This is a genomic window from Terrabacter sp. C0L_2 (genome assembly GCF_036352015.1).
GTDB classification, from domain to species: Bacteria; Actinomycetota; Actinomycetes; order Actinomycetales; family Dermatophilaceae; genus Terrabacter; species Terrabacter tumescens.
The window spans coordinates 286,135-312,205 of sequence record NZ_CP143557.1; the positions used below are offsets into that span (position 1 = coordinate 286,135).

At 72.9% G+C, this 26,071-nt stretch carries 30 protein-coding genes and 1 riboswitch; of the genes, 16 read left to right on the forward strand and 14 right to left on the reverse strand.

All coding sequences use genetic code 11. The annotated features are described in order from the left end of the window. Window positions 1–62 precede the first annotated feature (62 nt). A complete protein-coding gene (locus U5C87_RS01365) occupies window positions 63–803 on the reverse strand; it encodes a dienelactone hydrolase family protein (protein ID WP_330474867.1) in 741 nt (246 codons plus the stop codon). Window positions 804–837: 34 nt separating this feature from the next. Between U5C87_RS01365 and U5C87_RS01370 the strand changes: the two genes are divergently transcribed. The 3 genes from U5C87_RS01370 to U5C87_RS01380 all read left to right on the forward strand — a co-directional run bounded on the left by U5C87_RS01370 (window position 838) and on the right by U5C87_RS01380 (window position 2,995). Next, complete coding sequence (locus tag U5C87_RS01370) at window positions 838–1,740, forward strand: phosphotransferase family protein (protein WP_330474868.1); 903 nt, start codon at window positions 838–840, stop codon at window positions 1,738–1,740. A gap of 10 nt (window positions 1,741–1,750) precedes the next feature. Then, complete coding sequence (locus U5C87_RS01375; protein ID WP_030198998.1) at window positions 1,751–2,059, forward strand: TFIIB-type zinc ribbon-containing protein; 309 nt, start codon at window positions 1,751–1,753, stop codon at window positions 2,057–2,059. Between the two features lie 99 nt (window positions 2,060–2,158). Beyond that, window positions 2,159–2,995 carry a DUF3626 domain-containing protein gene (locus tag U5C87_RS01380; protein ID WP_330474869.1) on the forward strand — a complete coding sequence of 279 codons (837 nt, stop codon included), beginning with the start codon at window positions 2,159–2,161 and terminating at the stop codon, window positions 2,993–2,995. On the opposite strand, the gene U5C87_RS01385 is transcribed toward U5C87_RS01380, so the two are convergent. Beyond that, window positions 2,985–3,587, reverse strand: a complete 603-nt coding sequence (locus tag U5C87_RS01385) for a hypothetical protein (RefSeq protein ID WP_330474870.1) — start codon at window positions 3,585–3,587, stop codon at window positions 2,985–2,987. The two genes, U5C87_RS01380 and U5C87_RS01385, sit on opposite strands and share 11 nt — an antisense overlap. A gap of 22 nt (window positions 3,588–3,609) precedes the next feature. Beyond that, window positions 3,610–5,310: an alpha/beta hydrolase gene (locus U5C87_RS01390; protein ID WP_330474871.1), complete on the reverse strand. Its 1,701-nt coding sequence runs from the start codon at window positions 5,308–5,310 to the stop codon at window positions 3,610–3,612. Window positions 5,311–5,467: 157 nt separating this feature from the next. Between U5C87_RS01390 and U5C87_RS01395 the strand changes: the two genes are divergently transcribed. The 5 genes from U5C87_RS01395 (at window position 5,468) to U5C87_RS01415 (ending at window position 9,356) form a co-directional block, all read left to right on the forward strand. Continuing rightward, a complete protein-coding gene (locus U5C87_RS01395; protein ID WP_330474872.1) occupies window positions 5,468–6,307 on the forward strand; it encodes an alpha/beta fold hydrolase in 840 nt (279 codons plus the stop codon). Between the two features lie 85 nt (window positions 6,308–6,392). Then, window positions 6,393–7,109 (forward strand): DsbA family oxidoreductase, encoded by a 717-nt coding sequence (locus U5C87_RS01400; protein WP_330474873.1) that lies wholly within the window; start codon window positions 6,393–6,395, stop codon window positions 7,107–7,109. 40 nt (window positions 7,110–7,149) lie between these two features. After that, on the forward strand, window positions 7,150–7,557 hold the full coding sequence (locus tag U5C87_RS01405; protein WP_330474874.1) for an MmcQ/YjbR family DNA-binding protein: 408 nt from the start codon (window positions 7,150–7,152) through the stop codon (window positions 7,555–7,557). Window positions 7,558–7,729: 172 nt separating this feature from the next. Then, window positions 7,730–8,512, forward strand: a complete 783-nt coding sequence (locus tag U5C87_RS01410; protein WP_330474875.1) for a CAP domain-containing protein — start codon at window positions 7,730–7,732, stop codon at window positions 8,510–8,512. Between the two features lie 19 nt (window positions 8,513–8,531). Continuing rightward, window positions 8,532–9,356 (forward strand): 2-phosphosulfolactate phosphatase, encoded by an 825-nt coding sequence (locus U5C87_RS01415; protein ID WP_330474876.1) that lies wholly within the window; start codon window positions 8,532–8,534, stop codon window positions 9,354–9,356. 1 nt (window position 9,357) lies between these two features. On the opposite strand, the gene U5C87_RS01420 is transcribed toward U5C87_RS01415, so the two are convergent. Next, window positions 9,358–10,050: a Type 1 glutamine amidotransferase-like domain-containing protein gene (locus U5C87_RS01420; protein ID WP_330474877.1), complete on the reverse strand. Its 693-nt coding sequence runs from the start codon at window positions 10,048–10,050 to the stop codon at window positions 9,358–9,360. A 185-nt stretch (window positions 10,051–10,235) separates the two neighbouring features. After that, window positions 10,236–11,618, reverse strand: a complete 1,383-nt coding sequence (locus U5C87_RS01425; protein ID WP_330474878.1) for an NAD(P)/FAD-dependent oxidoreductase — start codon at window positions 11,616–11,618, stop codon at window positions 10,236–10,238. A gap of 152 nt (window positions 11,619–11,770) precedes the next feature. Here U5C87_RS01425 and U5C87_RS01430 point away from each other — a divergent pair, with 152 nt between their 5' ends. Beyond that, on the forward strand, window positions 11,771–13,126 hold the full coding sequence (locus tag U5C87_RS01430) for an aspartate aminotransferase family protein (protein WP_330474879.1): 1,356 nt from the start codon (window positions 11,771–11,773) through the stop codon (window positions 13,124–13,126). 15 nt (window positions 13,127–13,141) lie between these two features. Here the strand turns inward: U5C87_RS01430 and U5C87_RS01435 are convergent, their stop codons facing one another. Further along, a complete protein-coding gene (locus U5C87_RS01435) occupies window positions 13,142–13,900 on the reverse strand; it encodes a YqjF family protein (protein ID WP_330474880.1) in 759 nt (252 codons plus the stop codon). Between the two features lie 112 nt (window positions 13,901–14,012). Here U5C87_RS01435 and U5C87_RS01440 point away from each other — a divergent pair, with 112 nt between their 5' ends. Both U5C87_RS01440 and U5C87_RS01445 read left to right on the forward strand, forming a co-directional pair. Then, window positions 14,013–14,996 carry an L-lactate dehydrogenase gene (locus tag U5C87_RS01440; RefSeq protein WP_330474881.1) on the forward strand — a complete coding sequence of 328 codons (984 nt, stop codon included), beginning with the start codon at window positions 14,013–14,015 and terminating at the stop codon, window positions 14,994–14,996. Between the two features lie 68 nt (window positions 14,997–15,064). Beyond that, entirely contained in the window at window positions 15,065–15,838 is a 774-nt protein-coding gene (locus tag U5C87_RS01445; RefSeq protein WP_330474882.1) for a TetR/AcrR family transcriptional regulator, read from the forward strand. 45 nt (window positions 15,839–15,883) lie between these two features. Here U5C87_RS01445 and U5C87_RS01450 read toward each other — a convergent pair whose 3' ends face one another. Further along, a complete protein-coding gene (locus U5C87_RS01450) occupies window positions 15,884–16,267 on the reverse strand; it encodes a VOC family protein (RefSeq protein WP_330474883.1) in 384 nt (127 codons plus the stop codon). A gap of 89 nt (window positions 16,268–16,356) precedes the next feature. Here U5C87_RS01450 and U5C87_RS01455 point away from each other — a divergent pair, with 89 nt between their 5' ends. The 4 genes from U5C87_RS01455 (at window position 16,357) to U5C87_RS01470 (ending at window position 20,536) form a co-directional block, all read left to right on the forward strand. After that, window positions 16,357–17,100 carry a TetR/AcrR family transcriptional regulator gene (locus U5C87_RS01455; protein ID WP_330474884.1) on the forward strand — a complete coding sequence of 248 codons (744 nt, stop codon included), beginning with the start codon at window positions 16,357–16,359 and terminating at the stop codon, window positions 17,098–17,100. Between the two features lie 9 nt (window positions 17,101–17,109). Further along, window positions 17,110–17,934 (forward strand): thioesterase family protein, encoded by an 825-nt coding sequence (locus tag U5C87_RS01460; protein ID WP_330474885.1) that lies wholly within the window; start codon window positions 17,110–17,112, stop codon window positions 17,932–17,934. A 194-nt stretch (window positions 17,935–18,128) separates the two neighbouring features. Beyond that, on the forward strand, window positions 18,129–19,526 hold the full coding sequence (locus U5C87_RS01465; protein WP_330474886.1) for a L,D-transpeptidase family protein: 1,398 nt from the start codon (window positions 18,129–18,131) through the stop codon (window positions 19,524–19,526). An 86-nt stretch (window positions 19,527–19,612) separates the two neighbouring features. Further along, window positions 19,613–20,536: a helix-turn-helix transcriptional regulator gene (locus U5C87_RS01470; RefSeq protein WP_330474887.1), complete on the forward strand. Its 924-nt coding sequence runs from the start codon at window positions 19,613–19,615 to the stop codon at window positions 20,534–20,536. A 108-nt stretch (window positions 20,537–20,644) separates the two neighbouring features. On the opposite strand, the gene U5C87_RS01475 is transcribed toward U5C87_RS01470, so the two are convergent. The 6 genes from U5C87_RS01475 to U5C87_RS01500 form a co-directional block, all read right to left on the reverse strand. Continuing rightward, complete coding sequence (locus U5C87_RS01475) at window positions 20,645–21,109, reverse strand: OsmC family protein (protein ID WP_330474888.1); 465 nt, start codon at window positions 21,107–21,109, stop codon at window positions 20,645–20,647. Between the two features lie 49 nt (window positions 21,110–21,158). Beyond that, entirely contained in the window at window positions 21,159–22,172 is a 1,014-nt protein-coding gene (locus U5C87_RS01480) for an LLM class flavin-dependent oxidoreductase (RefSeq protein ID WP_229675018.1), read from the reverse strand. A 94-nt stretch (window positions 22,173–22,266) separates the two neighbouring features. Beyond that, the gene (locus U5C87_RS01485; RefSeq protein ID WP_330474889.1) at window positions 22,267–22,647 is read right to left on the reverse strand and encodes a fluoride efflux transporter FluC; all 381 of its coding nucleotides are present in this window, start codon (window positions 22,645–22,647) and stop codon (window positions 22,267–22,269) included. Next, a complete protein-coding gene (locus U5C87_RS01490; RefSeq protein ID WP_443082094.1) occupies window positions 22,644–23,165 on the reverse strand; it encodes a fluoride efflux transporter FluC in 522 nt (173 codons plus the stop codon). Before U5C87_RS01490 ends, U5C87_RS01485 begins: the two co-directional genes overlap by 4 nt. Next, complete coding sequence (locus tag U5C87_RS01495) at window positions 23,156–23,698, reverse strand: universal stress protein (protein WP_330474890.1); 543 nt, start codon at window positions 23,696–23,698, stop codon at window positions 23,156–23,158. Before U5C87_RS01495 ends, U5C87_RS01490 begins: the two co-directional genes overlap by 10 nt. 69 nt (window positions 23,699–23,767) lie before the next feature. Further along, window positions 23,768–23,845: riboswitch (Fluoride riboswitch) on the reverse strand. A gap of 73 nt (window positions 23,846–23,918) precedes the next feature. Beyond that, complete coding sequence (locus U5C87_RS01500) at window positions 23,919–24,359, reverse strand: hypothetical protein (protein ID WP_330474891.1); 441 nt, start codon at window positions 24,357–24,359, stop codon at window positions 23,919–23,921. Window positions 24,360–24,374: 15 nt separating this feature from the next. Between U5C87_RS01500 and U5C87_RS01505 the strand changes: the two genes are divergently transcribed. After that, window positions 24,375–24,656, forward strand: a complete 282-nt coding sequence (locus U5C87_RS01505; protein WP_330474892.1) for a hypothetical protein — start codon at window positions 24,375–24,377, stop codon at window positions 24,654–24,656. Between the two features lie 12 nt (window positions 24,657–24,668). On the opposite strand, the gene U5C87_RS01510 is transcribed toward U5C87_RS01505, so the two are convergent. Beyond that, window positions 24,669–25,883: a pyridoxal phosphate-dependent aminotransferase gene (locus tag U5C87_RS01510; RefSeq protein ID WP_030198931.1), complete on the reverse strand. Its 1,215-nt coding sequence runs from the start codon at window positions 25,881–25,883 to the stop codon at window positions 24,669–24,671. Window positions 25,884–26,071: the final 188 nt, after the last annotated feature.

Sequence of the window (26,071 nt, forward strand, 5' to 3'; positions counted from 1 at the left end):
CCACCGGGGAGGAAAGCCCTGTGACAGACCTGTGGGCCAGCCCCCCGACGCAGGCTCCACGCTCACCGCGCCACGTGCTCGCCGAAGAACGCGAGCGTGCGCTCCCACGCGTCGGCGGCGACCTCGGCGTTGTACTTCGAGGGCGAGGTGTCGTTGAAGAAGGCGTGCCCGACGCCGTGGTAGACCCGCGCCGTGAAGTCGACACCGGCCTGCTCCATGCGCGACTCGAGGTCGGGGACGCCGTCGGTGATGCCGTGGTCCTGCTCGCCGTAGAAGGCGAGGACGGGGCAGGCGATGGTCGCGGGGTCGGCGTTCTCGGGGAAGGTGCCGTAGAAGGGCACCGCGGCGCGCACCCGCGGGTCGGCGGCCGCGAGGGCATACGCATACGTCCCCCCGAAGCAGAAGCCGACGACGCCCACGCGCCCGTCGACCCCCTCCTCCTGCACGAGCGCGTCGACGACGGCGCGCAGGGCCGGGACGGCCCACGCGGCGAACTCCGGCTGGCGCGCGGGAGTGGTGGCCGCGCGCATCTGCGGCTGCGCGGCGAGCCGGTCCTCCTCGGAGGCGCTGAACATCAGCTCGAAGATGCGGGCCCCGACCTCGGGCGTCAGCCCGACGTGGCCGAGCAGGTCCGGCGCGACGGCGACGTAGCCCTCCGCGGCGATGCGGTCGGCGACGTCCTTGATGTGGTCGGCCAGGCCCCAGATCTCCTGGATGACGACGACCGCGCCGCGCGGCTGCCCGCTCGGGTCGGCGCGGTAGGCGGTGAGGTCATGCTCGGGGAAGTCGATCATCGTGCCCATGCACCATTCCTACCCCTCCGGCGACAATCAGGTGGTGACCCTGGACACGACCGCCGCGTGGCTCGACGGGCTCGCCGCCGACCTGACGGGTGGTCACGTCCGCGACCGCGGGACCTCCGTGGATCAGGTCGTATGCCGCCAGCTCCCTTCCGGTGCCGAGCTGGCCTTCGTGGGCGGCGTGGTCGTCAAGGTGCACCACCCCCGGACCGATGCCGCCGCACTGGGCAGACGCCTGTGGCAGGTGACGAGCGGTGCGGGACCGTCGCTGTGGGTCCAGCCCCTCGAGGGCCGGCCGCGCCGTGCGCCGGACGGGCGCTGCGTGACCGTCTGGCCCCGGGTCGAGGTCGTCGCCCCCGGGGACGCCGCGCTGCCGTGGGCCGACTCGGGCCGGCTGCTCGCGCGGCTGCACCTCTCCTCCGCCGACGCCGGGGACGCACCCGACCGGACACCGCTCCCCCGCCACGGCGGACCCGCACGGGTCTCCCGGGCGCTCCGACGGGCGGGGCGTCTCGACCATCCGGCGGCTCCGATGCTGACCGAGCTCGGCCGCAGGCTCCTCGACGAGATCCCGACGAGCCCGGCGCCGGGGCTGGTCGTCCACGGCGACTGGCACCTCGGACAGCTCGCCCGCACCCCGGACGGGCTCCGACTCCTCGACGTCGACGACCTCGGGACCGGCGACCCGGCCTGGGACCTCGCCCGCCCCGCGGGATTCTGGGCCGCGGGTGTCCTCGAGGACGCCGACTGGCGGATCTTCCTCACGGCCTACCGGACGGAGGGCGGGCCGGGCGTCCCGGCGGACGGCGACCCGTGGCCGCGCCTCGACCTGCCGGCCCGCTGCGCCGTCTACGTGGCGGCGGTCCGGGCCCTGGGCGTCCAGCCGGCTCACAGCGCGCACCCAGCCGAGGGCCTGTTGGAGGCCTGCGCCCGGATGTGAGGATGAGGGCATGAGCCAGCAGCCGCCCCCGTTCCCGCACCAGGACTCGACCGGTGCCGCCTACCAGCCGCAGGGCTTCGTGTGCCCGAAGTGCCGAGGGACCATGCGCACCTACGACCGCAACGGCGTGCACGTCGAGCAGTGCGACCAGTGCCGCGGGATCTTCCTCGACTTCGGCGAGTTCGAGCACCTGAGCCAGCTCGAGAGCCGCTTCGTCGCCCAGCCGCCGCCCCAGCAGTACGGCGGACCGTCCTGGGGCAACCGCGGCGGCAAGCACTACCGCAAGAAGGGCATGGCCGGCCTCTTCTTCTCGAGCTGACGCCAGCCACCCGCACACCTCGGGGACGACGACGCCGCGTATGCCGTGTGAGCGCGTCCCCGAGGGGTGCTGCAGGCCCGAAGGTGTGAGGATGACGGCGTGCCTGCCCATCCCGCCGCGGTCGACCGGGCTCTCGCGCACGTGCGCGCGCTCTCCGTGGGGCCGCCGCTCGACCCGACGCTGCGGGTCACGCTCAACTTCCACCCCGACCGGCTCGTGCGCGGTGAGCCGATCCTCGTGGCGATGGCCCGGGACGGGCTCTACCGGTCTCAGTTCGAGACCCGCACGAGCAACGGTGGGCTGACGGCGCACCCGGGCGGGGACCGCTGGCGGTGGGAGAGCCGGATCTTCGGGGGCGCCTACGACGACGCCGAGCCCGGGCTGCGACCGAAGTACGGCGCGCTCGACCTCCACCGCCGTCCGCACGGCGCGGCACCGCGGTTCGGCTCAGCCCACGTACGGCTCGCGGCCCACACGCTGGTGCGCACGACGTTCTGCTTCCCTGACAGCGTCTTCGAGCCCGAGCACTTCGGCACCTCAACGGGATTCGGGCTGGCGGCGCTCGCGGCCGCGGCCGACCACGACCTGCTCGACGACTACGTCGAGGCGCACGTGCACGGGGTGGTCGACCTCGTCGACGACGTCGAGGCGCTGGTCCTCGACCCCGGCTACCGGGGCACCGACGTCGAGGCCGACGCGCTCGCCCTCGGGGTGCCGGTGGAGTGGCACCCCGGCTACCGGCTCGACGTCGCGACACTGGCTGCGCACCCGGACTACCGAGGCCCTGAGTTCGTCGCTCTCGGTGAGTCGCTGGCCGTCGACGGGGTCGTGACCCCGCAGGTCATCGGTGCGGCGTCACGCGAGGGACGGCACGACGAGCAGGCGCTCAAGAGGGTCTGGCACTACGTCGCCCGCTTCGGAGCGGTCAGCGGGTGACGACCGTCGTCACGACCGAGGTCACCGAGGGCGTCGGCGGGGTCGACGAGAAGCCGAACCGGCACGGCGGGTCGACCCGGGCCAGCGCCCCGAGCGGCATCCCCTCGAAGCTGCCCTCGAGGGACGTCACGGCGTGCAGGTCGGTCGCGCCGTAGTACTCCCGGCGGCCCTCGAGCGCCGTGCCGCGGGTTCGCACGCCCCGCAAGGCGACTCGCGCGATCGGGTCGACCGCGGTCGCCCACGACCGGCTCGTCGCGACGCGCGACGGCACGAGCTGCAGGAGCCGGCCGAGCGGCATACGCCCACCGACCGTGAGGTCGAGTGTCAGCGACGGTGACTCGACGTGCCACGCGTGGCCGCCAGCCGTCACGGTGATCGGCTCGAGACGCACCTCGCCGAAGACGTAGGTCGCCCCGATGAACTCGGCCACCTCGACGCTCGGCGCGACGAGCACCCGGTGCCCGGCGGCCGTCTCGACCATCGCGTCGCCGAAGGAGCCGAGCGGCGTCCGCTCCCACGACCCGACGACGACGCGGACTCCCGACGCCGACCCGACGCCGGCGATCTGACCGTGGAACCGCTCTGCTGGCACGACCCGAGCGTAGGCGAGCCGCTCAGGCCACCCGGTTGACCGTCTCCTCGATGCCGGCGACGAGCTTCGTGTAGTCGTCGGTCGGTGACCCACCGAGCACCGACCCCCACGCCGGGACGAGCTCCGGGCCGTAGCGGTGGCCGTAGCCGTCGGGCGGGTCGTGGCCGACGGCCATGTCGGTCGTCAGCTGCCAGAACGTCACGAAGGGGATCCACGTGACGTCGGGGTTGACGTCGTGCCCGCGGGGCTCGCGCAGCCAGTCCGGCTCGGCGCCGAGCAGGGCCGGGTTCCACCAGACGACGGGGTCGGACGCGTGCTGGGCGTAGACGAAGCGGGGGAAGTCCCAGGCGCCGTAGTCGCGGCCGTAGTAGTCGTGGGTCAGCTGGTCGCCGCTCGCCGCGAACCGGATGTGCAGCCCTGCGTCGACGACCGGGACGATCTCGGGCGAGCCCTCGTTGCGCCGGGCGGTCAGCGACTGCCAGATGCCCGTGAAGCTCGGCGTGCCCACCCACACGCCGCCCTGGGCGCGGGCCAGCATGTCGTCGGCGCTCGAGAAGGCGGCCTGCCCGCCGTAGGAGCCGAGCGACTCGCCGCCGACGACGAGCTGCGGACGGTCGTCCTCGGGCAGCGTGCGCCACACGGCATACACCTTGTCGAAGAGCGCCTTGCCCGCCTCTCGGGGAGTGTCGCGGTCGGTCATCATCGACATCGCGCTCGGCAGGTAGGAGTACTGCATGGCGGCGATCGCGCTGTCGCCGTTGCTGAGGTACTCGACCGACTGCGCCGACCAGTCGTCGACCCAGCCGGTGCCCGTCGTCGTGAAGACGGCCAGGACGCGGCGGTGGAAGGCGTTGGTGCGCTTGAGCTCCGCGACGACGGCGTCAGCGACGTCGTCGACCGAACGGTCCGGCGTGCGGCCGGCATAGACGCGGATCGGCTCGATGGCCCCGCGGTCGGTCGCGGCCGTGATCTGCTTCGGCGTCGGAGCGCTCGTGACGAACATCTGCCCCTGGTAGCCGAGGCTGTCCCACGACTCGAGCGACCCCGGTCCGCCGGAGCGCAACGACGACGTCGGCGCGGCGCGACCGGTGGGCGCGGTGTTGACCTGGGCCGCGACGCCGGCGAAGGCCTGCATGCCGCGGTGGAAGAGCACGCTGTCGGTGACCCACGCCGTCGCGGTGGCCACGACGACGACGGCGATGACGGTCGCGATCGTCTTGGGCAGCACCTGGCCGGCAGCCTGGGCGAGCTGGTGGGTCGCGCCGCGCAGCCCGCGCGCGATGGCGAGGAAGAGCACCGCGATGAGGGCGGCGAGCGCGAGCGCCAGCGCCCAGTCGACCGGGTCGAGGGGCGCGAGCCGGACGACCGCCGCCGTGCGCGCCTGCGCCCTGACGTTGGCGACCGTCAGGCCGAGGACGGCGACGGCGCCGAAGACCGGGGCCGCGACGAGCAGCCAGTGCCGGGCCTCGCCGCTCACGGTGACGTGCAGGTCGATGAGGTGCGAGACGCGCCTGACCACCCAGGCGACGAGCACGCCGAGCGCGTAGCCGGCGACGGCGCACAGGCCGCTGATGAGGCCCTGGTAGTACCAGGTGCGCGGCAGCAGGCTCGGCGCCATCGAGGTGAGGAAGTAGGCGGCGCCGAAGAGCAGCCCGGTGCGCGAGAGGTGCCACCACGCGCGGCCGGCGCCGGGGCGGCTGGGCGTCTCGGGCGCGTCGGGCATGCCTCAACACTAGGTCGTGGCCGCCGCGGGCCGCTTCGGGTTCGTCCCCTACGGGTCGTCCCTGAGTGGCCCGTGACGTGGTCGGTGACGCGGTCGGTGACGCGGTCGGTGACGCGGTCGGTGACGCGTCGGCGCCCCGCCGGGGCACGATGGGGGCATGGCAGCGCTCGAGCAACGCATCACGACCTTCAGCCGCGACGGGCTGCGCTTCGACGTCACCGACGAGGGCCCGGTCGACGGCGACGTCGTCGTGCTGCTCCACGGCTTCCCCACCGACCGCACGAGCTGGGACCGGGTCGCGGCCCGGCTGCACGAGGCAGGGCTGCGCACGCTCGCCCCCGACCAGCGCGGCTACTCCCCTGGCGCGCGACCAACCGGCGGGGACGCCTACCGCCTCGACGAGCTCGTCGCCGACGTCCTCGCACTCATCGAGGCGTCCGGACGCGAGCGGGTCCACCTCGTCGGGCACGACTGGGGCGGCGCGCTCGCCTGGCTCGTCGCCGGCAACCACCCGACGCGCATCGCCTCGCTGACCGTCCTGTCGACCCCGCACCCGGCCGCGATGTCGCGGGCGTGGCGCACGGGCCTCGACCAGAAGCGGCGGTCCTGGTACATGGCGGCCTTCCAGGTGCCGTGGGTGCCCGAGCGCGCCCTTGCTGCGGGCTTCCACTCGCTCATGGCGCGCTCCGGTCTCCCGGCCGAGGACAGGACGAGGTATGCCGCCCGCCTGGCCCACGCGGACGCGCTCACCGGGCCGGTCAACTGGTACCGCGCCGCCCGGCACTCGGGTGTGGGGGCGCACCGGGTCGAGGTGCCGACGACGTACGTCTGGGGCTCGCGGGACCCCTTCCTTGGCCGCACCGCGGCCGAGCTGACGCGTGAGCACGTCGGGGCCGACTACGAGCTCGTCGAGCTCGACGCGGGGCACTGGCTCCCCGAGACCCGCGACGCGGAGTCCGCTGCCGCGATCCTGCACCGCGTCGCGCGGGCGAGCTGAACGGCATACGCCCTCTCACCCGGAGGGTGACGGACGCCTCGCTCGATGCGGGGAACACGACCACTCCCGGGTAGGTTGCACGACCGTGAAGATCGACATCTGGAGCGACATCGTCTGCCCGTTCTGCTACATCGGCAAGCGTCGCCTCGAGGCTGCCGTCGCGCAGTTCGAGCACGCCGACGAGGTCGAGGTGCAGTGGCACAGCTTCGAGCTGGACCGAGGCGCCGCCCCCGTGTCGGAGCAGCCGCTCGTCGACCTCGTCGCCGCGAAGTACGGCACGACGCGCGAGCAGGCGGCCGACCAGCACCGCTCGATGGCGGCCGCCGCGGCCGAGCTGGGCCTCACGTTCAACTGGGAGCAGGCCCGCTACGGCAACACCTTCGACGCGCACCGCGTCGTGCACCTGGCGGCCGAGCAGGGACTCGCCGACGCCGCGCACGAGCGGCTCATGCGCGCCTACTTCACCGACGGCCTCGCGGTCGGCGACCGCGACGTGCTCGTCCGGCTCGCCGGCGAGATCGGCCTCGACGAGGGCGCCGTGCGCGAGATGCTCGAGTCCGACGACTACGGCAACCACGTGCGCAGCGACGAGGCGACGGCCAAGATGCTCGGCATCGAGTCGGTCCCCTTCTTCGTGCTCGACCGCAAGTACGGCGTCTCCGGCGCCCAGCCGGTCGAGGTCTTCGCCCAGGCGCTCGAGACGGCGTGGGAGCACCGCCACGAGGTGCTCGAGCCGGTCGCCGCAGGCGGCTGCGGCGGTGGCTGCGGCGCCGGCGGCTGCGGAGGGGTCTGCGGCGCCTGACTCGCCCGGAGACCGCGCTACGGGCCTAGCGTGGGTGGGCATGTCCCACCCCCAGATGTTCGACACCGGCGACCCCTACCTGCGGCGCCTGCGCGAGATCTGCCTCGCGCTGCCCGGCGCCGACGAGAAGGTCTCGCACGGCCGGCCCAACTTCTTCACCCGCAAGGTCTTCGCGATCTACGGCGGCGTCGTCAAGGGCGACCACGACCCGGAGCCCTACCGCCACGCCCTGATCGTCCAGCCCGACGAGTCCGACCGGGCGGCGCTGCTCGAGGATCCGCGCTTCGTCGTGCCCGGCTACTACGGTCCCTACGGCTGGCTCATGCTCGACCTGCGCAACGACCGCGCCGCTGACGGCGTCGACTGGGACGAGGTCGCCGAGCTCGTCGACGCGTCGTACCGCCGCACCGCGCCGGTCCGCCTCGTTCGCGAGCTCGACGCGCGCTGACTTCGCCCGCTGCGACCGGACGGCGACCGGACGGCGACCGGACGGCGACCGGACGGCGACCGGGCGGTAGGTCACGGTGACGTGACGATGCGCCGCGACGCCCCTCGCTCATGCGACCCCGGCGCCGCGGGGGCGCGTAAGGTACCGGTCGCTGGGTCGACGAAAGGCGCACATGGGACGGCACACCGATCCCGCGGTCATCGGATCGCGGCGAGCCGCGGTGGTGACCCTGACGGTGTCCGCACTGCTCGTGATCGGCGGCTTCGTCATCCTGGGTCGCTCCGGCGACCTGCGTCTCGGCCCCGGTCCCTCGCCCACGGCGCCGGCCACGCCGACGGGACGCATCGGCGGAGTCGAGAGCTCGAGCGGCGCCGTCTCGCCGTCCACGTCCCCGACCCCGTCGGGCACGCCCTCCACCTCGCCGAGCTCGACGGGACCGTCACCGACGCCGTCGCTGACGACCAGGGCTCCCGCGCCGCTCGTGACGGCACCGGCACCGACGCGCTCACCGGCCTCGGTCCCCACGCGGACATCGTCCCCGACGAGCACGGCCGTTGCCGCACCACCTCCTCGCGCGGGCGTCGCCCACCAGGTCGTGGCCCTCGTCAACACCGAGCGCGCCCGGGCGGGGTGCGGCCCGGTGTCGATCGACGCGGCGCTCCAGCGGGCGGCGCAGCAGCACAGCGACGACATGGCGACGCGTGGCTACTTCTCGCACACGAGCCCCGACGGGTCGACCTTCGCCGACCGCATCCGCGGCGCCGGCTACCGCGGCGGGGCGATCGGCGAGAACATCGCGGCCGGGCAGCGGAGCGCCAAGGAGGTCATGAGCGGCTGGATGGCGAGCCCGGGGCACCGCGCGAACATCCTCAACTGCGCCTACCGCGACATCGGCGTCGGCTACGCGACCGGCGGCCCCTACGGCACGTACTGGACCCAGACCTTCGGCGGCTGACCACCCGTAGGTTGTCGTCATGCACCCCTGGCACTCGCAGGACCGTCACGTCGTCCGCCTCGACTGGGGACCCACCGCGGCCGAGGCCCTGACGAGGTATGCCGTCGCCGCAGGGTCGCCCGTGTGCGCGGTCGTCGTCGACGTCCTCAGCTTCACGACGTGCGTCTCGGTGGCCGTCGACGCCGGCATCCGCGTGCTCCCCTACCGCTGGAAGGACGAGTCGGCGCGCGCCTTCGCCGACGAGCGGGGAGCCACCCTGGCCCGGACGCGGTCGGCGACGCGGGCCAAGGGCGGCGTCAGCCTGTCACCGGCCTCGATCCGCGCGGCCCGTGACGTCAAGGACCTCGTGCTGCCCTCGCCCAACGGGTCGACGACCACCACCGTCCTGGCCGAGGCCGGCGCGCAGGTCGTGGCGGCCTCGATGCGCAACCGGACGGCGGTCGCCGCCTGGATCGTCGACTGGCTCGAGTCGTCGAGCGGCCCCCGGGCCCAGCCGGCGGTCGTCGTCGTCCCGGCCGGCGAGCGCTGGCCCGACGACTCGCTGCGTCCGGCCGTCGAGGACCTCTGGGGCGCCGGGTCCGTCGTGGCGGCGCTGGCCCAGCGGCTCGAGCACCGCGGCGGCCCGCTGCTCCTCAGCCCCGAGGCCGAGGCGGCGGGAGCGGCCTGGCTCGCCGTGGAGGACCGTGCCGCGGAGGCGCTGCACTCCTGCGCGAGCGGGCTGGAGCTCGTGGCGCAGGGGTGGCCCGACGACGTCGCGATCGCCGCCGAGCTCGATGCGTCGGAGGTCGTCCCGGTGCTGACCGACGGCGCCTACACCCCGCACCCGGGCCGTGAGGCCCGTTGAGTCAGCGCCCGGTCGGGGCGACGGCGTCGCGCGTCATGACCTGCCACGTCCCCTCGGAGACGACCTCGACGACGCCGTCGACGACGGCGATGGCCGTCTGCCCGTCGATGACGTAACCCGGTCCGGAGATGCCCTGGATCCAGCTCTGCGCCTCGGCAAGGGTGTTGCCCGGCATGCCCTCGGGAGCGACGTGCGGGAAGATCGAGAAGTCGACCAGCCCGAGGGGGCTGATGTCACCGGTCGGGGGCCTCCACTGGATGAAGTCCTCGCCGACCTCGGGCGTCATGACCATGCTGCCCGCACTCAGGCCCACCCACACGGTGTCGTCGAGCGACGGCAGCAGGTCGGTCAGCCCCGACTGCTGCATCCAGTAGGCGAGGTAGAGCACGTCCCCACCGGCGACGAGCAGGACGTCCGCCTCCTCGACGAGGGACACCCAGCGGTCGGCGTCGATGCTGGGCAGCGCGGTGAGCTCCAGCACGCCGACGGACTTCCAGCCGAGCTCGACCATGGGGTTCTGCGAGGTGCCGCTGATGAACTGCCAGGCCCGGTCGAGGCCGGCCCTCGGGTGCCCGTACATCCCGGTGGGGATGCACAGGGCGTGCGACTCGGCGATCGGCTTGCCCAGCAACCCGACCAGTGCTGCGTGGATGCTCGGGTTGGTGACTCCACTGTCGGTCAGCAGGAGCTTCATGTGTCTGGTCCTCCGGGTCTCAACGGTGCATGGTCACTGGGACCACGAACGACCTGGGGCGAATACGACAGGTCCCGACCAAGAATGGGACATCGGGCCGACTGACGGGGGCGGACCGAGCACGGGACCTGCACGCCGTGCCCGGGGGACACGGCATACGCGATCGGTGGACGGACGCGAGTCGCCTACTGACCCAAGGCGGTCCAGAAGGCCGACGCGGCCCGCGAGGGGCGCCCGGTGCGACGCTCGGACCAGTCGGCGGACGTCATGAGGGCGGTCACCGCGTTGACGCCCAGCCAGCGCAGCGGCTCGGGCTCCCAGTCACGGGAGGTGCGCCCGGCCCACGGCAGGGAGGCGAGGTCGTCGGGATCGTCGCCGCGGATCATCGCGGCCAGCGTGCGACCTGCGAGCGCCGACGTGGCCACGCCGTCGCCGACGTAGCCGCCGGCGAAGGCGAGGCCGGTGTGCCGGTCGTGGCGGACCGAGGGGAACCAGTCGCGCGGCACGCCGAGGTTGCCGCCCCACGCGTGCGTGAACTCCACCCCGTCGAGGACGGGGAAGAGCTCGAGCAGGATCCGGCGCAGGGCGGTGTGGACGCGCTCGTCGCGGTCGTAGAGCGGCGACACCTTGGAAGCGTAGTGGTAGGGAGCACCCCTGCCACCGAAGGCGATCTGGCCGTCACGCGTGCGCTGGCCGTAGATCGTCAGGTGCCGGTTGTCGGCGAAGGTCGTGCGCTTGTCGAGGCCGATCTGCGCCCACGTGTCGTCGGGCAGCGGCTCGGTCGCCGTCATGAGCGAGTAGATGGGCGCGATGGCGCGTCGCCGACCGGCGACGGTGGGCGTGTAGCCCTCGGTCGCGAGGACGACGTGGTCGGCGCGGACGGTCCCGTGCGCGGTGACGACGCGGTGGCTGCGCACGTCGACGGCCGCCGTGCGCTCGTGGATGACGACCCCGCGCCGCTCGACCGCGTCGGCGAGGCCACGCACGAGTCGCGCCGGGTGGATCGCCGCGCAGTGGGGCGTGAACGAGCCGCCCAGCGCGTCGCTGACCCCGGCGATCTCGGTGACCTCGTGGGCGTCGAGGAGGCGGTGGTCCTCCTCGCCGAAGCCCCACGCACGGTGGTCCGAGACCTCCTCACGGACCCGCTCGAGCTGCGCCGGGTTGCGCGCGACGGACAGGTAGCCGCCCTGGTCGAAGTGGCAGTCGATCCCCTCCGAGGCGGCGATCCGGCCCACGTCGGCCACCGTGTCGTGCAGCAGGTGCTGCATCCGCACCGCCGCGTCACGGCCGCGCTCGGCCGCCATCCGCTTGAGCGAGGCGGGGAAGAGCGCGGAGCACCAGCCGCCGTTGCGGCCCGAGGCGCCGAAGCCGGCGACCTCCTTCTCGATGACGGCGACGCGGATCGTCGGGTCCGCCGTGACGAGGTGGTATGCCGTCCACAGGCCTGTGTAGCCGGCCCCCACCACGGCGACGTCGACCTCGAGGTCGGTGGTGAGGCTGGGGCGCGGTTCGATGTCGCCGATCGTGTCGTGCCAGAGGCTGAGGCCTCGGTAACCGCTCAAGGGCATGGCCGGGATCATGCCACCTCCGGAGGGCGCGAAACGGACTCGAAACCTGTGCCTTTTCGGTTGAATCCCCTTCCAACACCTACGGAATCCGTGGTCCAGCCGGGTTTGGGCCATCACTTCCACTGCCGGGCGCCGCACGGCATGATGCGGGCATGAGCACCGTCGACCGCGCCCGTCTCGCCGAGCTGCACGCCCGGGAGCGCGCCGCCTTCACCGCCGCCCGCCCGAGGTCCCGGGCGCTCGCCGAGCAGGCTGCGGCCCACATGCCGGGCGGCGTGCCGATGAGCTGGATGGTCAAGTGGCCCGGGGACTTCCCCGTCTTCGTCGAGAGCGCCGAGGGGGCGCACTTCACGTGCGTCGACGGCATCGACCACGTCGACCTCTGCCTCGGCGACACCGGCGCCATGATGGGCCACTCCCCCGCGCCGACCGTCGAGGCCGTGACCCGGCAGCTCTCGCGCGGGATCACGACGATGCTGCCCACCGAGGACGCCATCGCCGTCTCCACCGGTCTCGCCGAGCGCTTCGGGCTGCCCTACTGGCAGTTCACGCTGACGGCCACGGACGCCAACCGGCACGCGATCCGCTACGCCCGCCACCTCACCGGCCGCAGCAAGGTCGTCGTGCACAACTGGTGCTACCACGGCTCGGTCGACGAGGCCTTCGCGACGCTGGGCGCGGACGGCACCACCGTGGACCGCCCCGGCAACATCGGCGCCCCGGTCGCCACGTCGGAGACGACGCGGGTCGTCGAGTTCAACGACCTCGAGGCGCTCGAGCGGGCACTGGCCCACGGCGACGTCGCCGCGATCCTCGTCGAGCCGGCGCTGACCAACATCGGCATCGTCCTGCCCGACCCCGGCTACAACGAAGGGGTCCGCGAGCTCGCCACCCGCTACGGCGCGCTCCTCATCCACGACGAGACGCACACGATCTGCGCCGGCCCGGGCGGCTACACCGGAGCCCACGGCCTGCGGCCCGATCTCCTCGTCATCGGCAAGTCGATCGGCGGCGGGATCCCCTGCGGCACCTTCGGGTTCAGCCAGGACATCGCCGACCGGATCGTCCGGTCGGTCGAGCTCGAGGACATCGACGTGGGCGGCATCGGCGGCACGCTCGCGGGCAACGGCCTGTCGATGGCGGCGATGAAGGCCACCCTCGAGCAGGTCATGACGCCGGCCGCGTTCGAGCACATGGTCCCCCTCGCGGACGCGTGGGCCGACGGCGTGCAGGCGGGGATCGACGCCGTGGGGGCCGACTGGCACGTGACGCGGCTCGGCGCCCGGGCGGAGTACAACTTCTCCGGCCGCCCCTCGCACGACGGCCAGGAGGCTCACGACGCCGACGACTTCGAGCTGCAGCAGTACCTCCACCTCTACGCCCTCAACCGGGGCATCCTGCTGACGCCGTTCCACAACATGGCGCTCATGAGCCCGGCCACGACGGCAGCCGACGTCGACGCGCACACGACGATGTTCGAGGCCTGTCTACGAGAGCTCTTCGCCTAGAAGGGCGCCCCGCCGTCAGGCCACGCGGGAGGGCCGCCCGAAGCGGGTGGCCACCCCCGGCGACCAGAGGGCGCGCAGCCGCGGCCCCGCCGGCACGACACCGCTCGCCCCGAGCAGGTCGTCGGCGAGCTCGACGACGCCCGCGGCATACAACGGCCACGCCTCGTGCTCGTTGGGGACCCACAGCGTGCGCCCGGCGACGCGGGTGTGGGCGCCCCAGCGCGCGGTGAGCCACGTCTCGAGCGGCGTCGGCTCGACCCGCTCGCCGACGCGCACGGTCAGCAGGCTCCGCAGTCCGCGGGACGGGGCGCGCCGACGGCTCTCGTACGTCACGAGGTCACCGTCGCGGCGCATTCGCATGCGGGCCCACGTGTAGGGGATCCCCAGTCCGGCGCGCGCCGCGGCTACGACGAGCGCGCGCTCGGTCTCGAGCGACCGGAAGAGCACGCCGTGCCGGCCGGCGTCGTCGACGGAGTAGAGACGGATGTTCGTCTCGAGGAAGCTGCCCAGCCACGGCAGGCGAGGCGACGGCGCCCGACCGAGGCGGATGCCGTCCATGACGAACGGCACGAGGGCCACGTAGGTCAGGCCGTCGACGAAGACGTCCGGCCTCGTGCCCGCCGGGAAGAGGTGGCGCACGGAGTCGGGCTCGACCGGCCAGTGCACGAACGTCAGGTCGCGCCACACCTGGTCGAAGAGGACGGGCGGGCGCAGCGGCGGGGGCTGCACCGGGTAGCCGGCCGGCAGCGGGAGGGTGTCGACGGGCAGGTCCACGACACCATCGTCACACGCATCGCCGGACCGACCCTCGACACGGCGCTCGCCGACTAGCGTTGGCGGCACCGGACCGACGGGCGGCCCGGACGACGAGCGACGGAGGACCCCCGTGTCCGTGGAGGCACTCGCAGGCGGCACGCGCCGCCGACGCACGACCAAGCTCGGCATCGTCGGGGCGGGCGCCGTCGGCGCCACGCTGGCGTATGCCGCGTTGATGCGTGGCGTCGCCCAGAACGTCGCGCTCTTCGACGTCAACGCCGCCAAGGTGCACGCCGAGGCGCTCGACCTCAGCCACGGCATCCAGTTCGTGCCGATGGCCCACGTCGACGGCTCGGACGACGTCGAGGTGCTCGCCGACTCCGACGTCATCGTCTTCACGGCCGGGGCCAAGCAGAAGCCCGGCCAGTCGCGGCTCGACCTCGCCGAGTCGACGATCGGCATCATGCGCGCGATCCTGCCGCGCCTCGTCGAGGTGGCCCCCGACGCCGTGCACGTCATGGTGACCAACCCCGTCGACGTCGTGACGTATGCCGCCCTGCAGGTCTCGGGGCTGCCGCCGGAGCGCCTCTTCGGCTCGGGCACCGTGCTCGACTCGTCCCGGCTGCGCTTCCTGCTCGCCGAGCACACCGGGATCGCGGCCCAGAGCGTGCACGCCTACGTCATCGGCGAGCACGGCGACTCCGAGCTGCCGCTGTGGTCGTCGGCCTCGATCGGCTCCGTGCCGCTGCTCCAGTGGCGCACCCCGGACGGGCGCATCGCGCTCGACGAGGAGGCCCGCGACCGCATCGAGACCGACGTCGTGCAGTCGGCCTACCGCGTCATCGAGGGCAAGGGCGCGACGAACTACGCCATCGGCCTCGCCGCCACGCGCATCATCGAGGCGGTGCTCTACGACGAGCGCCGGATCCTCCCGGTCTCCTCGCTGCTCGAGGACTACTACGGCATCAGCGACGTGTGTCTCTCGGTGCCGGCGATCATCCACGCCGGCGGTGTCGGCGAGCGCATCGAGGTGCCGATGACCGACGCGGAGCTGTCCGGGCTGCGCGCGTCCGCCGAGGCCGTGCGTGGCACCGCGCGACGGTTCGGGTTCTGACCGCGGCGCCGGCGTCCGTCCCGCGGCCGGGTGGCGCGTCTCGTCGAGCGCGGGAGCATGATGGGGGCGTGAGCCCGTCCGCCGCCTTCGAGTCCGTCGGCGCTGTCGATGGCGCCGGCGCCGTCGATGCCGTCGATGCCGTCGATGCCGTCGATGCCGTCGACGCCGTCGACGCGACGGGTGGCCCGTCGGGCGTCCCCGCCGCACGGGCCACCTACCACCACGGCGACCTGCGGCGGGCCCTGCTCGACGCCGGCACCGAGCTGGCCCGGGAGGGCGGTCCCGACAAGGTCGTGCTGCGCGAGGCGACCCGCCGCGTCGGCGTCTCGGCAAACGCGGCCTACCGCCACTTCGCGGACCGCGACGCCCTGCTCGGCGAGGTGGTCTCGCGGGCCCAGGCCCGCGCCGCCGACGTCATCAGCGCCACCATGGACGCCGTGGCCGACGACCTCGGTCCCGGACCCCGGGCCCGAGGCCGCTTCCGGGCGGTGGGCGTGGGCTACCTGCGCTTCGCGATGGACGAGCCGGGCCTGTTCCGCGCCGCCTTCGCCGTGCCCGTCGACCTCAGCCGGGCCGCGTCGCCGGACGCGGCCGGCGCGTGTGGGCGCACGCCCTTCCAGCTGCTGTCGGACTCGCTCGATGACATGGTCGACGCCGGGGTCATGTCCGACGACGAGCGCCCCGGGGCCGAGCTGCTCGCGTGGTCGGCCGTGCACGGCATGGCGATGCTGGCGCTCGAGGGCCCGCTGCGCGACCTGCCGCCGGGGGCCGTCGACGAGCTCGCCCCGCGGCTCGTACGGATGGTCGATCTGGGGCTCGGCCTGTCCGACGCGACCGGCTGACCCGGGAGGGCGCGCGGTCGGACGCCCAGGTGTCCGGTCGTCCTCTCAGACCCACTGGACGAGCTGGACGACGATCCCGTTCGGGTCGCGGTACTGCACGAACCGCTCACCCCACGGCTCCGTCTCCGGCGCGGTGACGACGTCGACGCCCGCCGCCACGAGTTGCTCGTGCCACGCGTCGAGGTCCTCGACGACGAAGGCGAGCAGCAGGCCCTCGCGGGCGGACCCCGCGACCTCTGCGGGCTTGAAGGTCGGCAGGCCGGTGCGCAGGAAGATGATGTTGGAGCCGCCGGCCGGCTGACGGAGCGAGACGAAACCGTCGTCACGCATCTCGACCTCGAGCCCGAGGTGGGTGACGAGGAACTCGGCGGAGGCGTCCGGGTCGGGGACGTTGAGCGAGAGGGCGGAGCCGATGACTGCTCTGGACATGAGGACCTCTTTCCGTACGATGTACGGATAATAACGTACGGCATACGGAATCGTTCCCGACGCGATTCCGCGGACGGAGGAGACGAGCGGTGGGCACCGTTGCACTGCTGTGGCGACACGAGCACCCCCTGCCCGCGCGCCCGGGCCGACGACCCACGATCACCCTCGACGCCGTGGTCGCGGCCGGCATCCACGAGGCCGACGAGCAGGGCCTGCACGACTTCTCGCTGCGCCGGGTCGCCCAGCGTCTCGGGGTCGGCGTCATGACGCTCTACGGGCACGTCGAGAACAGGTCCCAGCTCGTCGAGCTGATGGTCGACCAGTGCCGCCTCGACATGGAGTGGGCACCGCTGACCGGGCCCTGGGCGGCGCGGCTCGAGCAGGTCGCCGACGAGAACCTCGCGCTGCTGACCCGGCACCCGTGGCTCGCCCGCGTCGAGACCGAGCGTGCCGTGCTCGGCCCCGGCACCCTCACGAAGTACGAGCGCGAGCTCGGCGCCGTGGACCTCCTGCCGCTGGACGACGTGGGCAGGGACCAGGCGCTGGCGCTCGTCCTGGACTTCGTCCGGTCGTCCGCGAGAGCCCTCGAGGCGGCCCGCGCCGAGCGCACCGAGGAGACCCCCGAGCAGTGGTGGGCCCGCGAGGGCGCCGAGCTGGCCGCCCTGCAGGTCGAGGAGCGCTTCCCGCTCGCCGCCCGGGTCGGACAGGCCACCGGTGAGGCGATGAACGCCGCAGCCGATGCGGCCGCGGCCCACGCGTTCGGTCTCGCCATCCTGCTCGACGGGCTCGCAGCGCGAGCGGGCGCCTCCGGGGAGCCGTCGGCACCTGCCTAGGGTGGGCTCGTGACCAGCGAGACCCGCGACAGCACGAGCCACGAGCTCGACCGCGACACGGCAGCCTTCTACCGCCGGATCGGCCCCGGGCTCTACGCCCCGACCGTCCACGTGCAGGGCGCGTGGCGCGACGACGAGCAGCACATGGCGCCGGTCAGCGGCATCCTCGCCCACGAGATCGACCTGCACGAGCCGCGCGAGGGCATGCAGCTCGCGCGGATCTCCTTCGACATCCTCGGGATGATCCCCGCGCGGCCGAGCCGGGTCGAGGTCCGCACGACCCGCCCCGGCCGCACCATCGAGCTCGTCGAGGCGACGATGCTCGTCGACGACCGGGCCGTCGTGCGCGCCCACGCGTGGCGTCTCGCCGAGCACGACTCCCAGCCGGTCGCGGGCGTCGAGCTCGAGCCGATCCCCGGACCCGACGCCATGCAGCCGTGGGCCGGGGCCGACACGTGGGAGGGCGGCTACATCGAGGGCCTCGAGTTCCGCGTCGACCCCGAGCGCCGACCCGGACGCACCCGCGCGTGGATCCGCGCCAGCCACCCTCTCGTCGAGGGCGAGTCCTGCTCTCCCACAGCCGATCTCGTCCGCCTCGCCGACACCGCGAACGGCATCGCCGTGCGCGTCTCACCCCGCGAGTGGATGTTCCCCAACGTCGACCTCAGCGTCCACCTCTTCCGCGAGCCCGTGCGCGGCTGGGTCGGCTTCGACACCCGCGTCACCATGGGCCCGACCGGACTGGGGCTCACCTCGACGACCCTGCACGACGAGCAGGGACCCGTCGGTCGCGCCGAGCAGATTCTCACCGTCCGGCGGATGCCCGGCGCCTGACGCACCCGGCGTTCCCGAGCGGCAAGACGTCCGGGAAAAACCCGGTCGAGGACGGCGACAACTTTCCGGCCGGACGACGCGTCGAGGGTGGTGTCGGTACGCCGCGCCAAAGCGGGTGCCGCCTGCCACAATGAAGGGCGCGACCGCGCCGACACTCACCCGCCGCAACGCGGTCCGGACACAGGGGACACACCATGAGGACCATCCGCATGGCCAGACAACGCACCGTCGGCGGCCTCGCCACGGGACTCGTCATCGCCGCGATCGTCGCCACCGGGTCGGCCGCGCACGCCGACCCGCTGACGGGCACGCCGACTCCGTCGACCAGCTCGTCAGGTTCGACCGCGAGCAGCCTTGCGGCTGAGGGCGATCCGACCGACACGGCGACCACCACCACGACCACCAGCGAGTCGACGACCACGACGACGACGGCGACCGAGACGGCGACGACCACGCCGACGACGCCGGTCCCGACCGCGACGGCGACGCGCCCCATCACGCCGAGCCCGGTCGTCATCGCCGCCGGCACCATCAGCGACCGGGTCAAGGACGTCCAGGTCAGGCTCCGGCTCGTCAAGCCCGCCTACTGGACCTACGCGATCAACGGCCGCTACGGCGTACTCCTCGGACAGAGCGTCCTCGCCTTCCAGCGCGACCAGAGACTCCCCCTGTCGGGCGTGCTCGACCAGCGCACGTGGCGCCGGCTCGTGGCTGTCACCGCGACCCGCACGCTGCTGGCGCGCGACAGCAGCGGCAACGCCGTCAAGGACCTCCAGGTCCGTCTGCGCGCTGCCGGCGCCACCTACTGGCCGTATGCCGTCAACGGCTACTTCGGGTGGACCGTGGGCCAGCGCGTCAGCACCTTCCAGCGCGACCAGGACCTGCCGCAGTCCGGCGTGCTCGACCAGCGCACGTGGAGCCGTCTCGTCGCGCTGACGGCCACCCCGGTCGTCCTCAACGCGTCGTCATCGAAGGCCAACCTCCAGGAGCTGCAGCGCCGCCTGGGCGCCAAGGGTCTCTGGCCGTATGCGTTCTCGGGCTCCTACGGCGTGACGCTGGGCCAGAAGGTCCTGGCCTTCCAGCGCGCCTACGACCTCCCGCAGTCGGGCACCGTCGACCGCCGCACCTGGGCCCGACTGGTGGCCCTCACCTACACCGCCGGCACGTTCGACAAGCACCGCTACTACTCCGGCCTGCGACCGCTCATGCCGACGCTCTCCTCGCTCGACCAGCGCTGCCGCACCGGCCGCGTCATGTGCGTCGACAAGAGCACCCGCACCCTGACGTGGGTCGTCGACGGCAAGCCCCTCATGGTCATGTGGGCCAGGTTCGGCGGCCCGGGCCGCGAGACCCGCGAGGGGACCTTCCGCGTCTCGCGCATGTACGAGTACGTCATCTCCAACCTCTACTTCACCCCGATGCCGTACTCCATGTTCTTCTCCGGCGGCCAGGCCGTGCACTACTCGTCGAACTTCGCCCGCATCGGCTATGCCGGCTCGAGCCACGGCTGCGTCAACATCGCCGACCTCGCCCAGGTGAAGTCGCTCTTCTTCAAGGTGCGCGTCGGTGACAAGGTCGTCGTCCACCCCTGACCTGACGCGTCCGGTGGACGAGCGGCGTTGTCAGCCGAGCAAACCCGATCAAGTGGTCGGGTCGGACGAGCGCGCAGGATCGTGACGTGACCGGTTCCCGAGACACCTTCGCCGCCTGGCTGGACGTGCTCGTCGACACCCTCGACGAGCCCGGCCTGACGGGAGAGCAGATCGCGGACCGGCTGCACCTGTCACGGTTCCACCTCGACCGGATCATCAGCGCCGCCGCGGGTGAGGCGCCGAGCGCCCTGCGCCGCAGGGTCCTGCTCGAGCGCTCCGCGTTCCGTCTCGCGGCGAGCCGTCGCCCCGTCCTCGACGTCGCCGTCGAGGCGGGCTACGGCTCGCACGAGGCGTTCACGCGGGCGTTCCGCCGCGCGTACGGCACGACGCCGTCCGCGTGGCGCGCCCGTCCGGGCGTCATCCGTCTCGAGGTGACCAACGACATCCACTTCCACCCACCCGGCGGCATCCGCCTGCCGGCCCAGCGAAGGGTCACCGCCATGGATCTCGTGCAGCAGATGGTCGAGCACCACATCTGGCTCACCGGCCAGCTCATCGAGTGCGCCACCCAGCTCACGGACGAGCAGCTCGACGAGCCCATCGTCGTCAACGTCGACGACGACCCCGACCCGTCGACGCTGCGGCGCATCATCAGCCGCCTCGTCGGGCAGATGGCCATGTGGAACGCCACGATGGCGAGCCGCGAGTACGACTTCTCGCTCGAGGAGCACGAGTCGCTCACGTCGGCGAGGCGCCGGCTCGCCGAGGCGGCGCCGGTCTTCCTCGACCACGTGCGTCAGGCCACCGACCAGGGGCGCCTCGACGACGTGTTCGTCGACGCGACGTGCGACCCGCCCTACGTGTGCTCCTACGGGGCGATGATCGCCCACGTGCTGACGTTCGCCGCTCACCGGCGCACCCTGGCGGTCCGCTCTCTCGACAAGCACGGTGTCGGCCGGCTCGGGTGGGGCGACCCCATCGAGTGGATCGACGCAGCGCACCGTGCCTGACGGCATACGCCCTCGGCCCGTGAACGTGCTTCGGTCCGGCGACCTGTCACCCGAACGGGTGCAGATCGCCGGACCGAAGCGCTGTCGCTGGACCCAGGGGGCCTGCGGTCACTCGACGGTCGTCGTGACCGGCATGCCCATCTCGACGGTGCGGCTCACCGTGCACCACTCGTCGTGCGAGCGCTTGACGAGCTTGGGCAGCATCTCGCGCGCGGCGTCTCCGCCGTCTCCCTCGGGGAAGCGGACGCGGAAGCGCACCTCGATGTCCTGCAGGTGGTTGCCGTGCTCGTCCTTGACCTTGTCGGCCGTCACCTCGATCTCGAACTGCTCGGGCTCGGCACGGCGCGTCGTCACGGTGTCGACGTCGACGGCGGTGCAGCCGGCGATGCCGGCGAGGAGCAGCTCGACCGGCGAGAGCTCGTCGGTGCCGGAGCTCAGCGTGATCGAGCCGCCGCGGTCGTTGCGCGCGGTGTAGCGGCCGACGCTGTCACGGGTCAGCGTGACGCGGCGCAGGTCCTTCGGGTCCCTCTCGGGGGTGCTGGCGGTCGTGCTGTCGGTCGGGCTCTCGCTCATGGGTGCAGCCTCTCAGAGGTCGGGGTCGGGGCGGCGCCGGGTCCGCGGCTCAGCTCCACGCGTCGGCGAGCAGCTCGTAGGAGCGCAGCCGGTCCTCGTGGTCGTGGGCGCCGCACGTGACGATGACCTCGTCGACGCCGGTCGCCTCGACGAAGCCGGCCAGCCCGTCGCGCACCTCGTCGGGCGTGCCGACGAGCGACACCCGGGTCATCTCGCTGACGGCCTGGCGCTCGGCCGGCGACCACGTGGCCATGAGGCTCGCGATGTCGCCCTGCGGCTCGGGCAGGCCGGCGCGGCGACCGGTGACGATCCCGTGGAAGCGCTGGAGCACGCTCGTGAAGAGCCGCTCGGCCTCGGCGGTGGTGTCGGCGACCATGACGTTGACGCCGGCCATCGAGCGCGGCGCGTCGAGGCCGCCGGGCTCGGTCGACGGGGTGAAGCGCGAGCGGTAGACCTCGAGCGCGCTCATGAGCGCAGCCGGGGCGAAGTGCGAGGCGAACGAGTAGGGCAGGCCGAGGGCGGCCGCGACCTGCGCGCCGCCGTGGCTCGATCCGAGGATCCAGATCGGCACGTGCGTGCCCTCGCCGGGGATGGCCCGCACCTTGGCGTCGGGGTCGGGGTCGCCGAGGTAGCCGATGAGCTCCTCGACCTCGCCGGCGAAGTTCATCGCGGCTGCCTCGTTGCGGCGCAGGGCCCGGGTCGTGAACGGGTCGGTGCCGGGCGCGCGGCCGAGCCCGAGGTCGATGCGGCCAGGGTGGATCGTGGCGAGCGTGCCGAACTGCTCGGCGACGACGTAGGGCGCGTGGTTGGGCAGCATGATGCCGCCGGCCCCGACGCGGATCGTCTCGGTCTGGTCGGCGACGTGTCCGATGAGCACCGCGGTCGAGCTGGACGCGACCCCGCGCATGTTGTGGTGCTCGGCCATCCAGTAGCGCTGGTAGCCCCACTTCTCGGCGTGGCGGGCGATGTCGACCGTCGAGGCGATCGCCTCGCCGGCCGTGCCCCCGTCGAGGACGGGCACGAGGTCGAGGATGTTCAGCTGGGCTTTCGGGGCAGGACTCACGTGGGTGCCAACAGACCGCGTGGGGCGCGGTATTCCGAGGCCGTATGCCGGGTGCACCCTCCCGCGCCCACGGCGGGCCGGGCCTCCCCCTCCCTCACCCGAGCAGGTGACCGACGCCGATCCCGGCGGCGGCTGCGGCGACGCCGAGGACGAGGGTGGTCGCGGCGTACCCGATGCCGGTGCCCCGGCCTTCGGCGATCCAGAGGCGCATCGACTCGACCGATGCGGTGCTGAAGGTCGTGTAGCCCCCGCAGAAGCCGGTGCCGATGATCGCCTTGGCCGCCGCCCCCGACGAGTCGGCCGACGACAGGGCGAACAGCCCGGTCAGCAGACCGAGCAGGAACGACCCCGTCACGTTGATGACGACGGTGCCGACCGGCATACGCAGGCGGTTGCGGCGGGCGATGGCGCCGTCCGTCACGAAGCGGGTCAGGGCACCTGCGCCACCCGCGAGGGCGATCAGCAGCGTCGTCATCGGGTCGGCTCCCCGGCGCGGTGGCCGAAGGCCAGGCGCGCGAGGCGGTAGCCGGCCGCGGCAGCCGTCACGCCGAGCACCACGCTGCCGACGGCGTACGACAGCCCCACGGCGAGGCTCTGCGGGGTCAGTCGTTCGACGGCCTCGACCGCGAACGTGCTGTAGGTCGTGAAGCCGCCGAGGACGCCCGTGCCGAGGCCGAGACGCGCGACGCGTCGGCTGCCCTCGTCGGGGCCGGTGCGCGCGAGCGACTCGAGAAGCAGCCCCAGCAGCAGGGACCCGACGACGTTGATGACCAGGGTCGTCCACGGCACCTCCCCCGGACGTGCCGGCGCGGCCTGCTCGAGCAGCGACCGTACGAGCGTGCCGACCGCGCCGCCCACGAAGATGACCACCCCGAGCAGCGGCGACCGCCTCAGCACCCCACCGGCGGGGCGTGCGGGCCTCCTTGCAGCAGAGGCGGACTCGAGGTCGGCATCGACCTCCCGGTCGAGGTGGCGGTCGTCGCTCACTCCCACGGCGCCCGGCCCTCCCAGTCGACGACCTCGACGGGCACGACGAGCACCGGCCGGTGCTGGTGGTTCGAGAGGTGCAGGGCCGTCGAGCCGTTGACGAAGTCCTTGAGCCGACGGTGTCGCCCGACGTGGCTCCCGACGACGAAGCCGGCCGCGTCGACCGCCCGGGCCAGGTGCGTCAGCGCCCGGTCGACCCGCCCGGCGAGGTAGCGGAAGTGCCACGGCACGTCCTCCCCCTCCATCCAGCCGGCCACGAGGCGGGTCAGCTCCTGCTCCCGCTGCGGCCACGTCTCGTCGTCGATGTCGGGGTCTATCGACAGGTGGCGCACGGTGCCGTCCGGGTGCTCCTCGTCGGCGTAGCGCGAGGTGTCGACGTAGGCGAAGTAGAGCGCCGAGGCGCCAGTCGCCCGGGCCAGGTTGACCGCCGTCAGCGCGACAAGGGCAGGCTGGTCCGGGAGCACGGCGACCACGAGCGGGTGGCCGGCGAAGTCGGTGATGCGGGACGGGTGCGGCTGCGGCGGGACTCGATCGCCCATCGGTGACTCCCTCGGACTCGTCGACGGGCCGGCACGCGCCCGCCCATCGCAACGGTCGCGCGGGACCGTCGATGAACAGGAACCATCAGCCGGTCGGCGGTTCGGACGTCGCAGGACGTCCGGGCGGGATCCATCGCCACGCACACTCTACCGACTGCCACCTGTCGGAGACGTCGCGGTCAGGCCGTGTCCGGTGGTGTCGGGCCGTGCCGGGACGGCGTCAGGGCAGCTTGAGCTGGGCGATCTGCCCGTCGTAGTCCGGGCAGAGGGCCTGCACACCGGCAGCCATGAGCTGCTTCGTGCGCAGCGCGTCGCCGGTGTTGGGCAGCGGCTTGTCGTCGTCGTCCACGGCGATCTGGGCCAGGTCGACGCCGCCGTTCTTGAGCGCCCAGCACGTCGTCGTGCCCGTCTCGATGTCGTCGTCGACCGTGTCGCCGGTGACGGTGGCCCCGAGCTTCTCGGCCGCCAGCACGAACTTCGCCTCCTCGGCGGAGATGCTCGGTCGAGCGCTCGCGACGTCGGAGGGCAGGTCGCTCAGCGTCGGTTGCGAGTCGCCGCACCCGGACAGCGTCAGGGCGACGAGCACGCCGGTGCAGGCGGTGACCACGGGGGCGAGCGCTCGGCGCGGAGCCCGGCGGACGGCATACGTGCTCTCGTTCATCGTTACCCTGAACGCGTGAGCGAGCCCGATCGTCCCCGCGACGCCACGTCCGCACGGCTGGCCGCCGAGGCGCCGCTCGCGCGCGGCGCCGTGGTCGCGTCGCTGTCGGCGGTCGTCTTCGGGTTCGTCTTCCTCCCGCAGCTGCTCGGGCTGGCGCTGGCGGGGCTCAGCCTCGCGCGCCGCGAGCCCGGCGGGCGACGGCCCGCGCTGCTCGCCGTCGGCATCAGCCTGCTGCTCACCGTCGTGTGGGGCATCGTGCTCGGCCTGCTCCTCAAGTGGTGGGCCACCTCCCGCTGAGCGCACGAGCCGCTACTGGGAGTACGTCGAGAGGAACTTCTCGAGCCGGCCGACGGCGTCCTCGAGGTCCTCGACCCGCGGCAGGAAGACGAGCCGGAAGTGGTCGGGCGTGGCCCAGTTGAAGCCCGTGCCGTGGACGACGAGCATCTTCTGGTCGCGCAGCAGGTCGAGGGCGAATCTCTCGTCGTCGCGGATGTCGTGGACCTTCGGGTCGAGCCGCGGGAAGAGGTAGAGCGCCCCCTCCGGCTTGGTGACCGAGACCCCGGGGATCTGGTTGAGCATCTCCCACGCGACGTTGCGCTGCTCGAGCAGCCGGCCGCCGGGCAGGATCAGCTCGTTGATCGACTGGTAGCCACCGAGCGCGACCTGGATCGCGTGCTGCGCCGGCACGTTGGCGCACAGGCGCATGTTGGCGAGGATGTCGAGGCCCTCGAGGTAGTTGCGCGCGTGCTCCTTGGGCCCGGTGATGACGAGCCAGCCCGAGCGGAAGCCGGCCACGCGGTAGGCCTTGGACAGGCCGTTGAAGGTCAGGCACAGCAGGTCGGGCGCGAGCGACGCGATCGAGGTGTGCGTGGCGCCGTCGTAGAGGATCTTGTCGTAGATCTCGTCGGCCATGATGATCAGCTCGTGCTCGCGGGCGACCTGGGCGATCGCCTCGAGGACCTCGCGCGGGTAGACGGCGCCGGTCGGGTTGTTGGGGTTGATGACGACGATGGCGCGCGTGCGGTCGGTGATCTTGCTGCGGATGTCGTCGAGGTCGGGCGCCCAGCCGGCCTGCTCGTCGCAGACGTAGTGCACGGCCGTGCCGCCGGCGAGGCTCGCGGCCGCGGTCCAGAGGGGGTAGTCGGGCGCGGGGATGAGCACCTCGTCGCCGTTGTCGAGCAGCCCCTGCATCGCCATGACGATGAGCTCGCTGACGCCGTTGCCGAGGTAGATGTCCTCGACGCCGACGGCCGGGAAGTCGCGCACCTCGTAGTGCTGCTTGACCGCGCGGCGCGCCGACAGGATGCCCTTGCTGTCGCTGTAGCCCTGCGCCGTCGGCAGCTCCTGGATGACGTCGACGAGGATGTCCTCGGGTGCCTCGAAGCCGAACGGGGCCGGGTTGCCGATGTTGAGCTTGAGGATGCGGTGCCCCTCGTCCTCGAGCCGCTTGGCCTCGGCCAGCACGGGACCACGGATCTCGTAACAGACGTTCTGCAGCTTCTTGCTCTGGGTCACCGCGCGCATACGCCCCAGAGTGACACCCAGGTATGCCGTGGGCCGCGTCATTCCCACGATGTGGCCCATGTCGTGGGTCACCTGGGGTCAGAACAGGCGTAACGGGTGGGGCGGGGCGCTCACTCGTGGTGGCGCGGGGCGCTCACTCGAATGGGAGGGCGGGGCCACTCGAGTGGGGCGGCGGGGCCACTCGACGG